Annotated in this window: 13 protein-coding genes and 1 pseudogene; 8 read left to right on the plus strand and 6 right to left on the minus strand. The window is 71.0% G+C overall.

Annotated elements, in window-relative coordinates; translation table 11 throughout:
- Nucleotides 1–425: 425 nt before the first annotated feature.
- Nucleotides 426–695, minus strand: a complete 270-nt coding sequence (locus ACWDEN_RS36090) for a hypothetical protein (protein WP_351604808.1) — start codon at nucleotides 693–695, stop codon at nucleotides 426–428.
- A gap of 1,132 nt (nucleotides 696–1,827) precedes the next feature.
- On the opposite strand from ACWDEN_RS36090, the gene ACWDEN_RS36095 reads away from it, so the two are divergent.
- Nucleotides 1,828–3,033 carry a PP2C family protein-serine/threonine phosphatase gene (locus ACWDEN_RS36095; RefSeq protein WP_351604806.1) on the plus strand — a complete coding sequence of 402 codons (1,206 nt, stop codon included), beginning with the start codon at nucleotides 1,828–1,830 and terminating at the stop codon, nucleotides 3,031–3,033.
- Nucleotides 3,034–3,225: 192 nt separating this feature from the next.
- Here the strand turns inward: ACWDEN_RS36095 and ACWDEN_RS36100 are convergent.
- Nucleotides 3,226–3,351: pseudogene (locus tag ACWDEN_RS36100) on the minus strand (DUF6233 domain-containing protein); the annotation flags it as partial.
- A 508-nt stretch (nucleotides 3,352–3,859) separates the two neighbouring features.
- Here ACWDEN_RS36100 and ACWDEN_RS36105 point away from each other — a divergent pair.
- The 5 genes from ACWDEN_RS36105 to ACWDEN_RS36125 are packed head-to-tail and all read left to right on the plus strand — an operon-like array spanning nucleotide 3,860 to nucleotide 8,229.
- Nucleotides 3,860–4,957 carry an IS110 family transposase gene (locus tag ACWDEN_RS36105; protein ID WP_450862138.1) on the plus strand — a complete coding sequence of 366 codons (1,098 nt, stop codon included), beginning with the start codon at nucleotides 3,860–3,862 and terminating at the stop codon, nucleotides 4,955–4,957.
- Between the two features lie 32 nt (nucleotides 4,958–4,989).
- Nucleotides 4,990–6,279 carry a bifunctional 3-oxoadipate enol-lactonase/4-carboxymuconolactone decarboxylase PcaDC gene (gene pcaDC / locus ACWDEN_RS36110; RefSeq protein WP_351604803.1) on the plus strand — a complete coding sequence of 430 codons (1,290 nt, stop codon included), beginning with the start codon at nucleotides 4,990–4,992 and terminating at the stop codon, nucleotides 6,277–6,279.
- A gap of 55 nt (nucleotides 6,280–6,334) precedes the next feature.
- Nucleotides 6,335–6,970 (plus strand): MBL fold metallo-hydrolase, encoded by a 636-nt coding sequence (locus tag ACWDEN_RS36115; protein ID WP_351604802.1) that lies wholly within the window; start codon nucleotides 6,335–6,337, stop codon nucleotides 6,968–6,970.
- Nucleotides 6,971–7,005: 35 nt separating this feature from the next.
- Complete coding sequence (locus ACWDEN_RS36120) at nucleotides 7,006–7,785, plus strand: exodeoxyribonuclease III (RefSeq protein WP_450862140.1); 780 nt, start codon at nucleotides 7,006–7,008, stop codon at nucleotides 7,783–7,785.
- Between the two features lie 15 nt (nucleotides 7,786–7,800).
- Nucleotides 7,801–8,229: a DUF6278 family protein gene (locus ACWDEN_RS36125; RefSeq protein WP_450862142.1), complete on the plus strand. Its 429-nt coding sequence runs from the start codon at nucleotides 7,801–7,803 to the stop codon at nucleotides 8,227–8,229.
- A 191-nt stretch (nucleotides 8,230–8,420) separates the two neighbouring features.
- Here the strand turns inward: ACWDEN_RS36125 and ACWDEN_RS36130 are convergent, their stop codons facing one another.
- Together ACWDEN_RS36130 and ACWDEN_RS36135 are read right to left on the minus strand one after the other, a co-directional pair.
- Entirely contained in the window at nucleotides 8,421–9,986 is a 1,566-nt protein-coding gene (locus ACWDEN_RS36130) for an alpha/beta fold hydrolase (RefSeq protein ID WP_450862144.1), read from the minus strand.
- Nucleotides 9,987–10,093: 107 nt separating this feature from the next.
- Entirely contained in the window at nucleotides 10,094–10,843 is a 750-nt protein-coding gene (locus ACWDEN_RS36135; protein WP_450862146.1) for a hypothetical protein, read from the minus strand.
- Between the two features lie 142 nt (nucleotides 10,844–10,985).
- Here ACWDEN_RS36135 and ggt point away from each other — a divergent pair, with 142 nt between their 5' ends.
- Complete coding sequence (ggt, locus tag ACWDEN_RS36140) at nucleotides 10,986–12,788, plus strand: gamma-glutamyltransferase (RefSeq protein ID WP_450862147.1); 1,803 nt, start codon at nucleotides 10,986–10,988, stop codon at nucleotides 12,786–12,788.
- A gap of 30 nt (nucleotides 12,789–12,818) precedes the next feature.
- On the opposite strand, the gene ACWDEN_RS36145 is transcribed toward ggt, so the two are convergent.
- Both ACWDEN_RS36145 and map read right to left on the minus strand, forming a co-directional pair.
- Nucleotides 12,819–15,359, minus strand: coding sequence for an ATP-dependent Clp protease ATP-binding subunit (locus ACWDEN_RS36145; RefSeq protein ID WP_450862149.1), 2,541 nt, complete (start codon nucleotides 15,357–15,359; stop codon nucleotides 12,819–12,821).
- Between the two features lie 127 nt (nucleotides 15,360–15,486).
- Nucleotides 15,487–16,263, minus strand: a complete 777-nt coding sequence (gene map, locus ACWDEN_RS36150) for a type I methionyl aminopeptidase (protein ID WP_450862151.1) — start codon at nucleotides 16,261–16,263, stop codon at nucleotides 15,487–15,489.
- A 61-nt stretch (nucleotides 16,264–16,324) separates the two neighbouring features.
- Here map and ACWDEN_RS36155 point away from each other — a divergent pair, with 61 nt between their 5' ends.
- Nucleotides 16,325–16,576 (plus strand): helix-turn-helix domain-containing protein, encoded by a 252-nt coding sequence (locus tag ACWDEN_RS36155; protein ID WP_351604779.1) that lies wholly within the window; start codon nucleotides 16,325–16,327, stop codon nucleotides 16,574–16,576.
- Nucleotides 16,577–16,621 lie beyond the last annotated feature (45 nt).

Here is a 16,621-nt window from a genome sequence, read left to right on the forward strand (position 1 = left end):
TGGGCCGCGTTCAGCAGCGTATCCATGGGGCTGGCTCGACTCAGGCTCCTCCGGTTCAGCCAACGAGCCGGGGGAGCCGCTGACGGGACCGCAGTGGTGGCGCCCCACGATGGCGCCCATGGCCCCGCCGTTGGTGTGGCGGGTGGTGACGGCGAGTTCCACGCACGACCCTGTGCCATCGCGACCCGGGAGGTGCCCTCGTCCCGCGGGAGCGCTGCCCGCTGCTGTGGGCACTGGCCGAGAGGCGTTCGGCACGCGGGGACGACGACAGATGCCTGCGTGGTGACGGACGGCTGGTCCCGATCTCCTCGTCGGCCACCCCTGGCGGACGACGTCTCCGGCGTCTGCGTGGCCTGGTCGTGCTGATTGTCGAGACCGCGGCGGACCGCCATGCCGGTAGGGAACGCGCGGAACGTGCGGGGCAGTCAGAACGGATGGAACAGGCGGAACGAGCCGCTCGTGCGAGCGCTCTGGAGAGTCTCGCCGAGCGGTTGACACTCGTCGCGGAGATCACCGAGGTGCTCGGTCAGACCCTGGAGGTGGACGACGCCCTCGCCCGGTTGAGCCGCGGCCTTGCTCCCCGCCTCGCCGACTGGGCCGCGGTGGACCTGCGGGTCGGATCCCGTCAGGTGCACCGAGTTGCCGTGACCGGCCCGGAGAGCCGTGAAGCCTGGCAGGAGGACTGGCGCGGTCATCTGCCCCCGGTCGGGGAGGCGACCCACTCGCCCCTGGTCCAGGTACTGAACGGAGGCGCTCCCGTCCTTGAGAAGCGGGTGGACCTGGACGCACCGCCCGACTCCCCGCTGGCCACCGTGCACAGCGCCTTCCTGGGAGCGGCCGGTGCGGCATCCGTCTTCTGCTCGCCGACCACGGCGCCGCGCTCGGCGTCGCCGAGGCTCGCGAGCGGCTGGAACTGCTGCGGGTCATCGGTATCGAGGAATTCCCCGCGGAACGGGCCCGACGGCACGGTGAAGCGGCCGGCCATGGGACCCGGCTCGGTATTCGGCGGTCATGTCGGCGGAGTGGCCGCCCCTGAACTGCGGGATTGCGGGCCGGCTGCGTTGCAGGTCCACGTCAGCCGGGACCGGTGGCCGCCAACATACCGGCCGCGTGGTCGGCAGCGGGCGCGACGCTCGCTGAAACTCCCCACTCCGTTGAACGCCGGACCAAGTGGGGCGACAAGTAGCCCTGGCCGTTTTCAGGGCTCTGTCCGCAGTTTCGTGAATCCCCAGGTCAGCGGGAACGACGGGCACAGCGCCCACGGCGCGGTGAGGTTCTGTTCGGCAAAGAGGCGATCCAGAGCAGCCCTGCGGCGCCCGCGTACGGCCACCTGGTCGTGTCGGTGCCCGCCAGGCGCAACAAGTCGAAGGCGACGAAGTGGGCGGGCCACTGCTCGGCGAGCCGGGCAGCGCCGGCACCGCGCCGCTGGAGGCGACCCTGGAGTCGCTCGAAGGCGAGCCTGCTGGATTTCCCGTACGACCAGCTCGCCGTCCAGGGCCGTCGCGTCGGGCAGCTGGACCGCGCCCGGAACGGACCTAGGGGAAGGAGGGTGCGAGGTTCCTGCCCCTGCGAGAGCGCAACACCAAACGCCCGGCATCCAGAGAGAGCAGCGCTCGCCAGCGATCGTTCTCCAGACTCTGGTGTGTCTCATAAGACAGGGGCCCGTCGAGCCGCTTTTGTACAGAGCAGCCGTGGCGGCCCCGTCCGCGGGCGAACGCCGGAGCGTGACTGTTCACGGATTGACGCTCACTGCGGTGATTACCAAGCTGGTGGGGGGTTGCGGAAGGGACTGCGGTCGTGAGCGGTGGACAAAGTGGGCTCACTCGATTGCTGACAGCAGCGGAGACAGCGGCGCCGGCGGACGCCGTCGACGTGATCGCGGAGGACCTGCGGCGGCGTTTCGAGGCCACTAAGGTCTCTTTCCTCATCGTGGACCTGACGGGGAAGGCGGTGGCTCGGCTGTCCACCGCTCCCACTCAAGGTGGGCGGCAGGCCGAGCGGGTTCCCCTGTTCGGCAGTGTCTACGAGGAGGTGATCCGTACCCAGCGCCTGTATCAGGACGCGACCGGCGAGGGGCAGCGGGTGATCGTGCCCGTCACCAACCGCGGGGATGCGATCGGGCTGCTGGAACTGCTCCTGCCGACCGGCCCTGGCGAGGACGTGCTCGACGCAGTCGGGGAAGCCGCCCACATCCTGGCCTACATCGTGATCGCCAACGGCCGCTTCACCGATCTCTACACCTGGGGCAAACGCTCCAAGCCGGCCACCCTGGCAGCTGAAATCCAGTACCAGCTGCTGCCCCTGTCGCTGTCGTGCGAGGCCGCACAGTTCACCCTGTGCGGGAACCTGGAGCCCTCCGAGGACCTCAGCGGCGACACCTTCGACTACACCGTGGACCGCGACACCTTGCACGTGTCGGTGACCGATCCCATGGGCCACGACATGGATTCCGCCCTGGCCGCCACGGTCCTGGTGGGCGCCCTGCGCGGTGCCCGCCGGGCGGGCACCGGCCTGGGCGAACAGGCCCACCGGGCAGACCAGGCACTGATCGAACACGGCCACGGTCATGCCACCGGGCAGCTCCTGCGCATCAATCTCCATACCGGGCGGGCCCAATTCGTCAACGCCGGTCATCCCTGGCCGCTGCGCATGCGCGACGGGGCTGTGGAGACGATCACCTGCGAGGTGGACCATCCCTTCGGGCTGTCTGAGCTGACTCCCCACCCGTACCGTGTGCAGGACCTCGACCTGCGGCCCGGTGACCGTCTGCTCATGTTCACCGACGGCATGCTCGAACGTCACGGAGAGAAGGTCGATCTGCCCGCCCTGCTGGGGTGCACCCGGAATCTGCACCCGAGGGAGACCGCGCTGGCGCTGACGTCCGCGGTCCGGGACGCCGCCGACGGCCGGCTCGAAGACGATGCCACCGCCGTCTGCCTGGACTGGCACGGCCCCCAGGAGACCCAGCGGCACGTCAGCGCCGGCGCAGACACCCGGCAAGCCTCAGCCGCACGCACGAAGGACCAGTCGTGACCTAGGTGAACGGTGCCAACGCGAATGAGACATCACGAGGTGTCTTGAGAACCGTCCCACTTCTCCTCGGCGGCCCACCCATCGGGCGGCGCCGGGTCGGAGACGGGGGCCGCGAGCATCGGGTCCGGCAGCGCCCACATGCGCCATGCCTTCCACGCGGGCGCCCCTTCGTGCGGTGCTGCTGGTTCCCCGTTACTCGAGTAGGCCGAGTTCCGTATCCGGTCCGCAGTGGATGCACGGCGCCACGTTCTGCCGCAGGGCATCCAGCGCCTGTTCCCGACTGACCGGCCGACACCGGCCGCTCTTGGCCGCCGCCCAGCACTCGCCGGTGCTCTTGCCGAGTTGCTAGGCCGTCTCTTTGGCAGCCCGCTCCATGACTTGCGGACAACCGTGCACCAGAATGAGGGCTCGAAGCCGTTCGTGCGATGGCCGATGGAGGGCGACCAGTAAGGCGGGTCACAGGCTGTCCGTCATTGCCGGTCGCGAGTGGGCGGGGAGTCATCTCAGTGTCAGCCTGCTCCGGCCAGGTTGGGCGCCGGTTCGGACGAAACCATCCGGCCGTGGTCGGGTCGTGCCGTTGCGCTGGGATCGATGGGACGGTTGTGCAGTGCCGTCCCGGACGGGGGTCTGACTCTTGAGATCTTTGACCGAAGTGTCCAGTCACGGACTTGTCGACTGTCGTTGCGGGATGGCGTCTGCTGTCACCGAGCCACGGGGCGTGTCCCTATAGGGGCCTTGCCGAGTTCCAGGCGCCATCACGGTTCAGACCGCCCGAGCGGGCCGGTGCCGTCCACTCGGCGTGTCACCCCGCGGGAGGCGAACCACCATGACGACCAGACAGCGCAGCACCTCCTCCAGTACGGATCCTCCCGTGCGGAGAGAGGTCGTGCTCGGCGTGGACACGCACGGTGAGGTGCACGTCGCCGCCGTGGTGTCCCCGCTGGGCAAGATCCTGGGCACCGAGTCCTTTCCGGCGACGGTGGCCGGCTACCGGCGGCTGCTCGTGTGGGCCCGCAAGCGGGGGACGGTGCGCCGGGCCGGTGTAGAGGGCACCGGCACCTTCGGCGCGGGCCTGTCCCGCTACCTGCTGGCGCAGCAGGTCGAGGTATACGAGGTGAACCGCCCCGACCGCTCGGCCCGCCGGTTGCTGGGGAAGTCGGATCCGCTCGATGCGCAGGCCGCCGCGCGGGCCGTGCTCAGTGGCCGCGCCCGGGCCCGGGCCAAGTCCGGCGACGGTCCGGTGCACAGCGCCCGGATCTTCAAGCTCGCCAAGGACTCCGCGGTCAAGGCCCGTACCCAGGCGATCAACCAGCTCAAGGCCGTCCTGGTCATCGCCGATCCCGCCCTGCGGGAACGACTGTCCAGCCTGGGCAACCGCGAGCTGTTCCGCACCTGCGCACGCCTCGGCCTATCCGGCGGTGGGGGAGACGAGGACGCGGTGGCCCAGGCCACTCACCTGACATTGCGTATGCTCGCCGAGCGCGTTGAGCAGCTCACCGGGCAGATCGATGAGCTGAACCAGCGCCTGACCCGGCTCGTCGAACGCCACGCCCCACAGCTAATCGAACAGGTGGGCATCGGTCCGGACAGCGCCGTCACTCTCCTGATCACCATGGGAGACAACCCCGAGCGACTGGAGACCGAGGCATCCTTTGCTGCCCTTTGCGGAGTCAGCCCAGTCGAGTATTCGTCGGGCCGTCGGAGCACGCGCCGGCTCAACCACGGCGGCGACCGCCGGGCGAACGCCGCCCTGCACCGCATCGTGTTCACCCGCCTGCGCCACGACCCCCGAACCCAGGCGTACTACGAACGCCGCACCCAGGAAGGCAAGACCCGGCGCGAGATCATCCGATGCCTCAAGCGATATGCCGCCCGCGAGGTCTTCAACCTGGTCAGAACGGTACCCGGCGTTCCCCCGTTATAGGGGCGTCCGTGAGACGTGAGAGGGTCTGGGGCGTGAGTGAGACACCCCCGAACACCCTGCAATACCGCTTTGACGGGCCAGAAGACGCTCCGGTCCTGATCTTGGGTCCCTCACTGGGTACCACCTGGCACATGTGGGACCGCCAGGTGCCGGAGCTGGCCGAGCAGTGGCGGGTCCTGCGGTTCGACCTTCCCGGTCACGGCGGGGCCCCCGCCCACCCGGCCGGATCCGTCGCCGAGCTGGCCATGCGGCTGCTGGCCACACTGGACTCGATCGGCGTGCAGCGGTTCGGCTACGCGGGCTGCGCGCTCGGCGGTGCCGTCGGCATCGAACTGGCCCTGCGCCACCCCGAGCGGCTCGCCTCGCTGGTGCTGGTCGCGGCCTCGCCCCGGTTCGGGACCCCCGACGAGTTCCGGCAGCGCGGGGTGATCGTCCGTACCAACGGGCTCGACCCCATCGCCCGAACCTCGCCGGACCGCTGGTTCACCGGCTCCTTCGCCGCGGCCCAGCCGGCGATCACCGAGTGGGCCGTGCAGATGGTCCGCACCACCGACCCGGGCTGCTACATCGCCGCCTGCGAGGCGCTCGCCTCCTTCGACGTCAGGACCGAGCTCGGCCGGGTCGGCGTGCCGACGCTCGTGCTCGTCGGCTCCGACGACCAGGTCACCGGGCCCGCCGAGGCCCGCACCCTCGTCGCCGGCATACCGGACGCCCGGCTCGCGGTCGTCCCCGGCGCCTCCCACCTGGTCCCCGTCGAGCAGCCGGCGGCCGTCACCGACCTGCTGGTGCACCACTTCTCCACCGCCTGGCACCAGCCCTACGACACCGGCCAGACCGCCCTGCCGGCCGCCCCCGTCAACCCGGCCATCGCCGCGGCGCCCCACGTCACGCCGGTCGCCGAGATAGCCCCGGCCGCCGTACCGGCACAGCCCGCCGCGCGGCCCGACCGCTACGAGACCGGGCTCAGGATCCGCCGGGAGGTGCTCGGCGACGCGCACGTGGACCGGGCGCTGGCCCAGTCCGACGGGTTCGCCGGGGAGTTCCAGGAGTTCATCACCCGCTACGCCTGGGGCGAGATCTGGGACCGGCCGGGCCTGGACCGCCGTACCCGCAGCTGCGTCACCCTGACCGCGCTGGTCGCGGGCGGCCATCTGGAGGAGCTGGCCTTCCACGTCCGGGCCGCCCTGCGCAACGGGCTCACCCCGGACGAGATCAAGGAGGTGCTGCTGCAGGCCGCCGTGTACTGCGGGGTGCCGGCCGCGAACAGCGCCTTCCGGGTGGCTCAGCAGGTCGTCCAGGAGGAGACCACGCCCGCCGAGTGAACGCCGGGTGAGCCCCGTGCCGCCGTACACGGCAGGCACGGCAGGATGGTGTGACATGAAGCTCACGAAGAAGTCCCACGCGTGTGTCCGCCTCGACAAGGGCGGTCAGACGCTCGTCATCGACCCCGGCGGCTTCAGCGAGGAGGACGCCGCGCTCGGCGCCGACGCCATCCTGATCACGCACGAACACCCGGACCACTTCGACGAGTTCCGGCTCCGGGCCGCCATGGAGAACAACCCCGCGGCCCGGATCTGGACGCTGAAGTCCGTCGCCGAACGGATCACGGCGGCCTTCCCGGGCCGGGTGCACACCGTCGGCCACGGCGACACCTTCACCGCGGCCGGCTTCGACGTGCAGGTCCACGGCGAACTGCACGCCGTGATCCACCCGGACATCCCGCGCATCACCAACGTCGGCTATCTCATCGACGGCGGCAAGGTCTTCCATCCCGGCGACGCCCTCACCGTCCCCGCCCATCCGGTTCAGACGCTGATGCTCCCGGTGATGGCCCCGTGGAACAAGATCTCCGAGGTGATCGACTACGTCCGCGAGGTGCGGCCGCGGCGCGCCTACGACGTCCACGACGCCCTGCTGACCGACCTGGCCCGACCGATCTACGACCGCCAGATCGGTGCCCTGGGCGGCACGGACCACCAGCGCCTGGCCCCGGGGGCGTCTGCCGAGGTCTGAGCCCGTTGTCAGCGGCTCCGGGTAGGTTGTGGGACATGCGCATCGCCACCTGGAACGTGAACTCGATCACCGCCCGCCTTCCGAGGCTGCTGGCCTGGCTGGAGAGCAGCGGCACCGACGTGCTCTGCCTGCAGGAGGCCAAGGTCGCCGAGGAACAGTTCCCGTCCGACCAGCTGCGCGAGCTGGGCTACGCGTCGGCGGTCCACGCGACCGGCCGGTGGAACGGCGTGGCGGTGCTTTCCCGCGTCGGCCTCGAGGACGTCGTCAAGGGCCTGCCCGGCGACCCCGGCTTCGAGGGCGTGACCGAGCCGCGCGCCATCTCGGCGACCTGCGGCCCGGTCCGCGTCTGGTCGGTGTACGTCCCCAACGGCCGCGAGGTGGAGCACCCGCACTACGCCTACAAGCTCCAGTGGTTCGAGGCCCTGAAGGCGGCCGTCGCCGGTGACGCCGGCGGCAGCCGCCCGTTCGCCGTCATGGGCGACTACAACGTGGCGCCGACGGACGACGACGTCTACGACCCGGCCGTCTTCGAGGGCTCCACCCATGTCACCCCCGCCGAGCGCGCCGCCCTCACCTCCCTGCGCGAGGCCGGCCTGAACGACGTGGTGCCGCGCCCGCTGAAGTACGACCACCCGTTCACGTACTGGGACTACCGCCAGCTCTGCTTCCCCAAGAACCGCGGCATGCGCATCGACCTGGTGTACGGCAACGCGCCGTTCGCCAAGGCCGTCAAGGACGCCTACGTCGACCGCGAGGAGCGCAAGGGCAAGGGTGCCTCCGATCACGCTCCGGTGGTGGTCGACCTCGACGTCTGATGCCACGCTGGGTCCATGAACCTTCCGTTCCTGGGCCACCGGCACAAGAAGCACGGTGAAGGCGGGGGTGGGGCGACCCCCGCCGACCCGGAGGGGATCGCCGAGTTGCTGTCCGAGTGTGAACTGCTCCGCTCGCAGGCGGCCCGGGCGGGCGTCCGCCTCGACGACACCCCGGCCTCCCTGGAGGCCCTGGACCAGCTGGTCCCACGCTGGCGCGACGACGCCGAGATCCTGCCCCGGCTGGGCAACGACGCGGGACTGTATCTGGGCACGGTCGTGGTGCGCACCGTGCCCGGCGCCGCCTGGCTGATCCGCGCCGACGGCGAGCCCGTCGTACGGCTGGCCTCCGGCCGTGAGATCGAGGTGGCGGGCGCCGGGCAGGACTGGGCCGCGAGCGGTGTCCCCGAGCTGTCCCAGCTGTACGCGGAGATCGCCGAGACCTGAGCCGGTATCTCCTCCTCGACACCGGCCGGTTCACGTACTCCACGCGGATGCCCCGTTGTGCGAGGAGGAGTTCCTCCCTGCCGGGAAGCCCGTCGCCGCCAACCTCGACTAAGATGTGCCGTTCTGCATGCTGCGAGACCCCAGGGGGCGGCAGTTCACACGGGCCATGCTCGTCCGGCGGCAGCCGGAGATCACTGCTCGCGCACGGGGACGGACACGTACGACGGGTCGTCCGGGGGCGAGGAGAAGGTCAGCTGCGCGCCGGACGGGTTGTGCTCGATGTACAGCGGGTCGACCGTGTCGACCACCAGCGCGAGGCGGTGCCCGGCGGGGACGTCGTAGGCCGTGGAGAACAGGTCCAGGTCGACGCCGAACGGCTCGCCGGGTGTCCGCCCGTGCCAGGTAAGGGGCGCGTTGGTGACCAGTTTGCCGATGCCGAGCGGCCCCACGTCGTAGAGGTAGGCGATCAGGGTGCCGCTCTCCGCGGTCGGGGTGAGTGTGGTGTGCAGGGTGGCCGTGCCGCGCACCTTCTGGGTGCTGCCGTACCGCTCCGACTGCCAGACGGCCGCCCAGCGGCGCGGCAGCAGCGGGATGGACGCCATGGGCGGCAGCTGGGCGATCTGGTCGAGGATGCTGGACAGGAACACGATTCCGCCGTCCGCGCCGGAGTCCACGTTCGCGTGGATCGTGGTGGAGCCCGTCAGCGTGAACTTCCTCCGCGTCGCCTCGACCGACTTCCAGTCCGGGTAGCCCTCGTATCCCCCCGCGCTACGGGACTTCAGCTGGACCGGCTGCTCACGGTCGATGCCGTTGTCGGCGCCCTTCAGATAGTGGTCGAACCAGCGCTCGGTGTCCGTCCAGACGTCGTTGGGCAGCCCGAACAGGCCGGTCAGTTCGGCGGTCGCGTGGTCGCCGGGGCGCAGTTCGAGCCGCTTGGGCACGGTCAGCTTCTGGTAGAAGTCGGCGTACTGGTTCGCCGGGAAGACCGTGTCGCCCCAGGCGTTGGCGAGCATGAGGGCCGTGCCGTTGTGGTTCAGCTGGTCGACATAGGTCGCGGCGGAACGTTTCCGCCCCCAGTCGATCATCTCCTGTTCCTTCGACAGGTTCGAGGAGTACAGGTTGTCGAAGATCTCGCGCAGTTCGGGGCTCTCGCGGCCGGTGAGAGTCGCCGACCCGTCCAGCACGCCCAGCGCCTCGACGTGCTGGGTGCGACCCGAATAGATCGAGTTCACCAGGTCCGCCCAGCCGCTGAGCGCGGCCACGGCCTTGATGCGCTTGTCGTGGGCGGCGGCGAGCAGGCTGATCCCGGCGCCGTACGACACCCCGGCCATGCCGACGTGCCGCGGGTCGGCCGGGGTGTTGGCGAGAGCCCAGTCGATGACCTTGGAGGCGTCCGCTATGTCCGGCGGACCGGCCACTTCTATCCGGCCGCCGGACTGCCAGAAACCGCGCACGTTGTAGGTGAGGACCACATAGCCTGCGTCGGCCAGCTTCTGAGCCTGCGCCAGGTACTCCACCTGGGGCAGGCTCCAGCTCGTGGGCAGCACGATGAGCGGGTAGCTGTGCGAGCCGTCGGCGCCGGAGGGCGTGACGACGTTCGCCTTCAGTACGGTGCCGCCGTCGCCGGTGATGTCGACGAACCGGGTGGACGGGGTACCGGCCTGAGCGGCGGGCGCCAGACCGACGCCGCCGGCGATGAGCGCCGCCGAGACGGCTCCCGCGGCGGAGGCGCGCAGTGCGGTGCGACCGTGTCCCATGGGTCACTCCTTCACTAGTCCGAGTGCAAAGTGACCCGACGGTAACCTGACCCCTTACCGCAAGTAACCCGCCGGTAAGTTACGTACCGGTAAAGTTTGTTGAACCGCTAAGCGGCCGTGTCGGCGGAGGCCGTCTCGGGCAGCGGCGTCCGCGCCGCCCGGGTCACGTCCGCGACCAGTTCGACCACATCAGGGCCGTACGCCTGCGAGTTGACCACCTTCAGCAGCAGCACGAAGGACCCGGTGCCGTGCTTGCGGCGCAGCCGCTCGTGGTGGCGGGCGAGATAGCGGGTGGCGGCCTGGTTGGTGATGGCTCGCTGGCCGCAGAAGAGGAAGACCGGGCGGGCGTCCGTCTGCCCGCTCGCGGTGAGCCGGGCGAGCAGGACGTACTCGCTCCGGCCGCGCTCCATGCGGTACTGCTCCCCGCCGATCCGGAACATGCCCCGCTCCGCGACCGGTTCGGTCTCCGTGTTGACCCACACACCCGGCAGCAGCGAGGAGAGGTGGGCCGCCATCCGGCGGTTCGAGTAGGGCCCGCCGACACAGAACTCGGTGCGCTCGCCGAACCCTTGCTGGGCCCCGTCATGTCCCACCACCTGGGCGCGCGCATGACAGTCCTTGATCAGGGCGGAGAGTTCCAGCAGGGCGTACATGTCGTAGCGCTTCACCGACAGCTCCGGTCCACCCGACGCGCGAGGAACGACGAGCAGTGACTCGGAGTTGTCCGGCAGCCCGAAGAACTCCTGCTTGCGCCGCAGTTTGCGCCGCCACAGATACGTACGGGCGAGCCAGCCCAGCGAGGCCGATATCCCGGTCGCCACCAGGCCCAGGACGATGTTGCGCACGTCGTCGTTCATGGCCGCGCATGGTAGCGGTCCCGGGCCAACGCCACGTACCCGTGTTCGACACGTGACGGTCGTGTGGCAGGACACCCAGGCGTACTGTCGGTACTACGGCAATCTGGTTACGCTGCGCGGACTGTCCCGACGGGAGGTACGGATGGGTCGTCCTGGCACGCGGAGAATGGCGGTTCTGGCGGTCTCGGCCGCGCTGGTGTCGGTGGGAGCGGCCGCGCCGCCCGCCGCGACAACGAGCGGGACTCCCACGAAGGTTCCGGTGGCCGTCGGCTACGGCGGCGCGGTCTCCAGCGTCGATGCCGACGCCTCCGCCGCCGGCATCGAGGTACTCAGACACGGCGGCAACGCGGTCGACGCGGCCGTCGCCACCGCCGCCGCGCTGGGCGTCACCGAGCCGTACTCCGCGGGCATCGGCGGTGGCGGCTACTTCGTCTACTACGACGCCAAGTCGCGCACGGTGCACACCATCGACGGCCGGGAGACGGCGCCGCTCAGCGCCGACTCCGACCTGTTCCTGGAGCACGGCAAGCCGCTCGCCTTCGCGGACGCCGTCAGCAGCGGCCTGAGCGTCGGCACCCCCGGCACTCCCGCCACCTGGCAGACCGCGTTGGACGAGTGGGGAACCAAGCGGCTCGGCACGGTCCTGAGGCCGGCCGAGCGGATCGCCCGCGACGGGTTCACGGTGGACGACACCTTCCGCTCGCAGACCGCGTCCAACGAGACCCGGTTCCGCTACTTCCCGGACACCGCGAAGCTGTTCTTGCCCAACGGACAGCTGCCTGTCGTCGGCTCCACCTTCAAGAACCCCGAACTCGCCCGCACCTACGAGGAGCTGGGCCGCCGGGGCATCGACGCCGTCTACCGCGGGGACATCGGCGACGACATCGTCAAGACGGTCGAACACCCGCCCGTCGACCCCGCCTCCGGCTGGAACGCCCGCCCCGGCAAGCTGGAGGAGAAGGACCTCGCCGTCTACCGGGCCAAGTTGCAGGCGCCCACCAGGACGTCGTACCGCGGTCTGAACGTGTACTCCATCGCCCCCTCCTCCTCGGGCGGCACCACGGTCGGCGAAGCCCTCAACATCCTGGAGAACACCGACCTGTCGAAGGCGAGCGAGGCGCAGTACCTGCACCACTTCATCGAGGCCGGCCGGATCGCCTTCGCCGACCGCGGGCGCTGGGTCGGCGACCCCGCCTTCGAGGACGTACCGACGAAGGAACTGCTGTCGCAGCGGTACGCCGACTCGCGGGCCTGCCTGATCAAGGACGACGCGGTCCTCACCAGCCCGCTCGCCCCCGGCGACCCGCGCCACCCGGCGGCCTGCGGCAAGGGCGGTACGGCGGCCCCGACGACGTACGAGGGCCAGAACACCACGCATCTGACCGTGGCCGACAAGTGGGGCGACGTCGTCTCCTACACGCTCACCATCGAGCAGACCGGCGGCAGCGGCATCACCGTGCCCGGCCGGGGCTTCCTGCTCAACAACGAGCTGACCGACTTCTCCTTCGCCCCCGCCAACCCGGCCGTGCACGACCCGAACCTGCCGGGCCCGGGCAAGCGGCCCCGCTCCTCCATCTCCCCGACGATCGTGCTGGACCAGAACAACCGGCCCGTGGTGGCGCTCGGTTCGCCGGGTGGCGCGACCATCATCACCACCGTGCTGCAGACCCTCACCGAGTTCCTCGACCGGCATCTGCCGCTGGTCGACGCCATCGCCGCACCCCGCGCCAGCCAGCGCAACGCGGCCCAGACGGAACTCGAACCGGCGCTCTACAACTCCGACTTGAGGAAACAGCTGGAGGCCATCGGCCACTCCTTCAAGCTCAACCCCGAGATCGGCGCGGCGACCGGTGTGCAACGGCTGCCGGGCGGCAAGTGGCTGGCCGCCGCCGAGAAGGTACGGCGCGGCGGCGGCTCGGCGATGGTCGTGGATCCGGCGCCGTAGGCCGCAGCGTGTCGTAGGCGTGTCGTGGGCCTACAACTCCGGTGCGGGCGGCCGGCCTTCCTGGGCACGGAAGTCCAGCCGTCCGTCCCGGACGTCCACCGTCACCCGGCTGCCCTCGGAGATCGTGCCGTTGAGCAGCAGCCGGGACAGCTGGTTGTCCACCTCCCGCTGGATGGTGCGGCGCAGCGGCCGGGCGCCGTACTCCGGCTGGTAGCCGCGCTCGGCGATCCAGTCGACGGCCGCGTCCGTGAACGTGACCGTGACGCCCTGCCCGTCCAGCAGCCGCCGCGTGCCCTCCAGCAACAGGTCGGTGATCTGCCGCAGTTGTCCTCCGGTCAGCTGCCTGAAGACCACGATCTCGTCGATGCGGTTGAGGAACTCCGGCCGGAAGTGCTCCCGCAGCGGCCGCAGGATCCGCTCGCGCCGGGCCTCCTCGTCCGCCCCCGCGCCGCCCGGCCCGAACCCGATCCCGGCACCGCGCCGGGTGATCGCCTCCGAGCCGAGGTTGCTGGTCATCACGATGACCGTGTTGGTGAAGTCCACCGTCCGGCCCTGGGAGTCGGTCAGCCGGCCGTCGTCCAGGACCTGCAGCAGGATGTTGAAGACGTCCGGGTGGGCCTTCTCCACCTCGTCCAGCAGGAGCAGCGAGTACGGGTGCCGGCGCACCACCTCGGTGAGCTGACCGGCCTCCTCGTGGCCGACGTACCCGGGCGGGGCGCCGATCAGCCGGGAGACGGTGTGCCGCTCCTGGTACTCGCTCATGTCGAGCCGCACCATGCGGTCCTCGCTGCCGAACAGCGCCTCGGCGAGCGCCCGGGCCAGCTCGGTCTTGCCGACGCCGGTCGGGCCGAGGAACAGGAAGCTGCCGATCGGCCGGTTCGGGCTCGCGAGGCCCGCACGGGAGCGCAGCACGGCCTCCGAGACCACGGCGACCGCCTCCTCCTGGCCGACGACCCGCTGGTGCAGGTGTTCCTCCAGGCCGAGCAGCCGTTCCTTCTCCTCCTGGGTGAGGCGGCTGACCGGGATGCCGGTCTGCCGGGACACCACCTCGGCGATGGCCTCCGCCGTCACCTCCAGGTCCAGCCCCTCGTCGGCCTCGTCTTCGTGGCTCGCCTCGGCGATGCGCTGCTTCAGCTCGCCGATCCGGTCGCGCAGTTCCTTGGCCTTGTCGTAGTCCTCGCCGGCGACCGCCTGGTCCTTGTCGCAGACAAGCTGGTCCACCTCGCGCTCCATGGCGCGCACGTCCGCGCCCTTCGTGCGGGCACCGAGCCGTACCCGGGCGCCCGCCTGGTCGATCAGGTCGATCGCCTTGTCCGGCAGCCGCCGGTCGGTGAGATACCGGTCGGACAGCTCCACGGCTGCCACCAGCGCCTCGTCGGTGTAGCGGACCTGGTGGTGGGCCTCGTACCGGTCGCGCAGCCCGCGCAGGATCTCGATGGTGTCCTCGGCGGTCGGCTCGGGCACCAGGACCGGCTGGAACCGGCGGGCCAGCGCCGCGTCCTTCTCGATCCGGCGGAACTCCTCCAGCGTGGTCGCGCCCACGATGTGCAGCTCGCCCCGGGCCAGCGCGGGCTTGAGGATGTTGCCGGCGTCCATCGCGCCGCCCTCGCCGCCGGAACCCGCGCCCACGACGGTGTGCAGCTCGTCGATGAACACGATCAGCTTGTCGGAGTGGGCGCGGATCTCCTCCACGATGTTGTTCAGGCGCTCCTCGAAGTCGCCCCGGTAGCGGGTGCCGGCGACGACGCCGGTCAGGTCCAGGGCGACGACGCGGCGGCCCGCCAGGACGTCCGGGACGTCCGAGTCGGCGATCCGCTCGGCGAGGCCTTCCACGATGGCCGTCTTGCCGACGCCCGCGTCACCGATCAGCACCGGGTTGTTCTTTCCGCGCCGGGACAGCACCTCGATGGTCTGCTCGATCTCGGTGTCCCGGCCGATGACCGGGTCGATCCGGCCCTGCCGGGCCAGGTCGGTCAGGTCACGGCCGTACTTGTCCAGCGTGGGCGTGCCGGTGGCGCGCTGCCGCTCCACCCGGACCGGGGTGCCCTCCTGGGCCTCGGGCGGCAGGGAGCCGGCCGAGAACCGGGCCGCGTTCAGGATGTGCCCGGCCGCCGAGTCCGGGTTGGCCGCCAGCGCGCTCAGTACGTGCTCCGGGCCGATGTACCCGGCGCCGCTCGCCCGCGCCATGTCGTGCGCGTCCAGCAGGGCGCGCTTGACGGCCGGGGTCAGCGACAGCGAGGTCGGCGGGGGCACCTCGCCCGGCGGGTGCTGGACCGGGCCGGCCCGGTCGTCGATCTCCGAGGCGAGCGAGTCCGGGTCCGCGCCCGCCCGGCTCAGCAGGCTCCGCGTGGGCTCGGCCGCGACGGCGGCGCGCAGCAGGTGCTGGGTGTCCAGGTCCCGGCTGCCGTGCTCGACGGCGTACAGGGCGGCCCCTCTGACCAGCTCGCGGGCCGGCTGGCTGAGCAGGCGGCCGATGTCGATGTGGCGGGGCGCGCCGCGGGCTCCGCCGGATCCGCCGAAGAAGCGGGCCAGGAATTCACCGAAGGGGTCAGGAGGGTAGCCGTTGGTCATGGCATGGGCTCCTTCGCTGACGACATGCGGAGCGGCCGGGTAACCCGGGGTGGGTTGCTCATGCCCACGATGTCACGATCTGTGGGGGTGGGCATGTTCGCCTGCGGGGGAGCGGCCCCGCGCCCCCTCAGGGTGCTTCCCGCGCCGTGAGGATCCTGGGACCCGCGTCCGTGATGGCCACCGTGTGCTCCACGTGGGCCGCGCGGGAGCCGTCCGCCGTGCGCAGGGTCCAGCCGTCGCCCGCCTCGTGGTAGGCGTCCTTGCCGCCGGCGATGAGCATGGGCTCGATGGCGAGGACCATGCCGGGGCGCAGCGGCAGCCCTCGCCCCGGGCGGCCCTCGTTCGGGACCTCGGGGTCCTCGTGCATGTGCCGGCCCACGCCGTGGCCGCCGAAGCCGTCCGGGATGCCGTAGCCGGCCGTACGGCAGACCCGGCCGACGGCGTGGGCGATGTCGCCGATGCGGTTGCCGACGACGGCCGCCCCGATGCCCGCCGCCAGCGCCCGCTCGGCCGTCTCGACCAGGCGGAGGTCGGCCGGGCGGGGGCGGCCCACCGTGAAGCTGATCGCCGAGTCGCCGGCCCAGCCGTCCAGGGTGGCGCCGCAGTCGATCGAGACCAGGTCGCCGTCGCGGAGCCGGTAGGGGGTGGGGATGCCGTGCACGATCGCGTCGTTCACCGAGGCGCAGATGACGGCGGGAAAGGGGGTCGGTGCGAAGGAGGGGCGATAGCCGAGGAACGGCGACGACGCCCCGGCCTCGCGCAGCACCTCCCGTGCCACCTCGTCCAGCTCCAGCAGGGAGACGCCGACGTCCGCGGCCCGTCGTACGGCCGTCAGGGCTCGCCCGACGACCTGCCCGGCCGCGTACATCGCGTCGATCGACGTGTTCGTCTTCAGTTCCACCATGCCAATTACTATACCGGTTTTTAATGGGGGGCGGGGTGGGGGCCGGTATTAGAATGGGCGCATGGTGCGCACCCCCCTCACCCCCGAAGAGCGCGAACGCGGCGAGCGGCTCGGGCAGTTGCTGCGCGAGGCGCGCGGCGGCCGGAGCATGACCGAGGTCGCCGCGCAGGCGGGCGTGTCCGCCGAGACGCTCCGCAAGATCGAGACGGGCCGGGCGCCGGCACCCGCGTTCTTCACGGTGGCCGCGCTGGCCGCAGCCCTCGGGCTGTCGATGGACGAGCTGGTCGCACGGTGTGCGTTCGTGGTCGCGTGAGGCTCCCGCGCTCTGCCGGAAAACTCTGCGTAGCGGTGCCGTAAC

Source organism: Streptomyces sp. NPDC001153 (assembly GCF_053598315.1).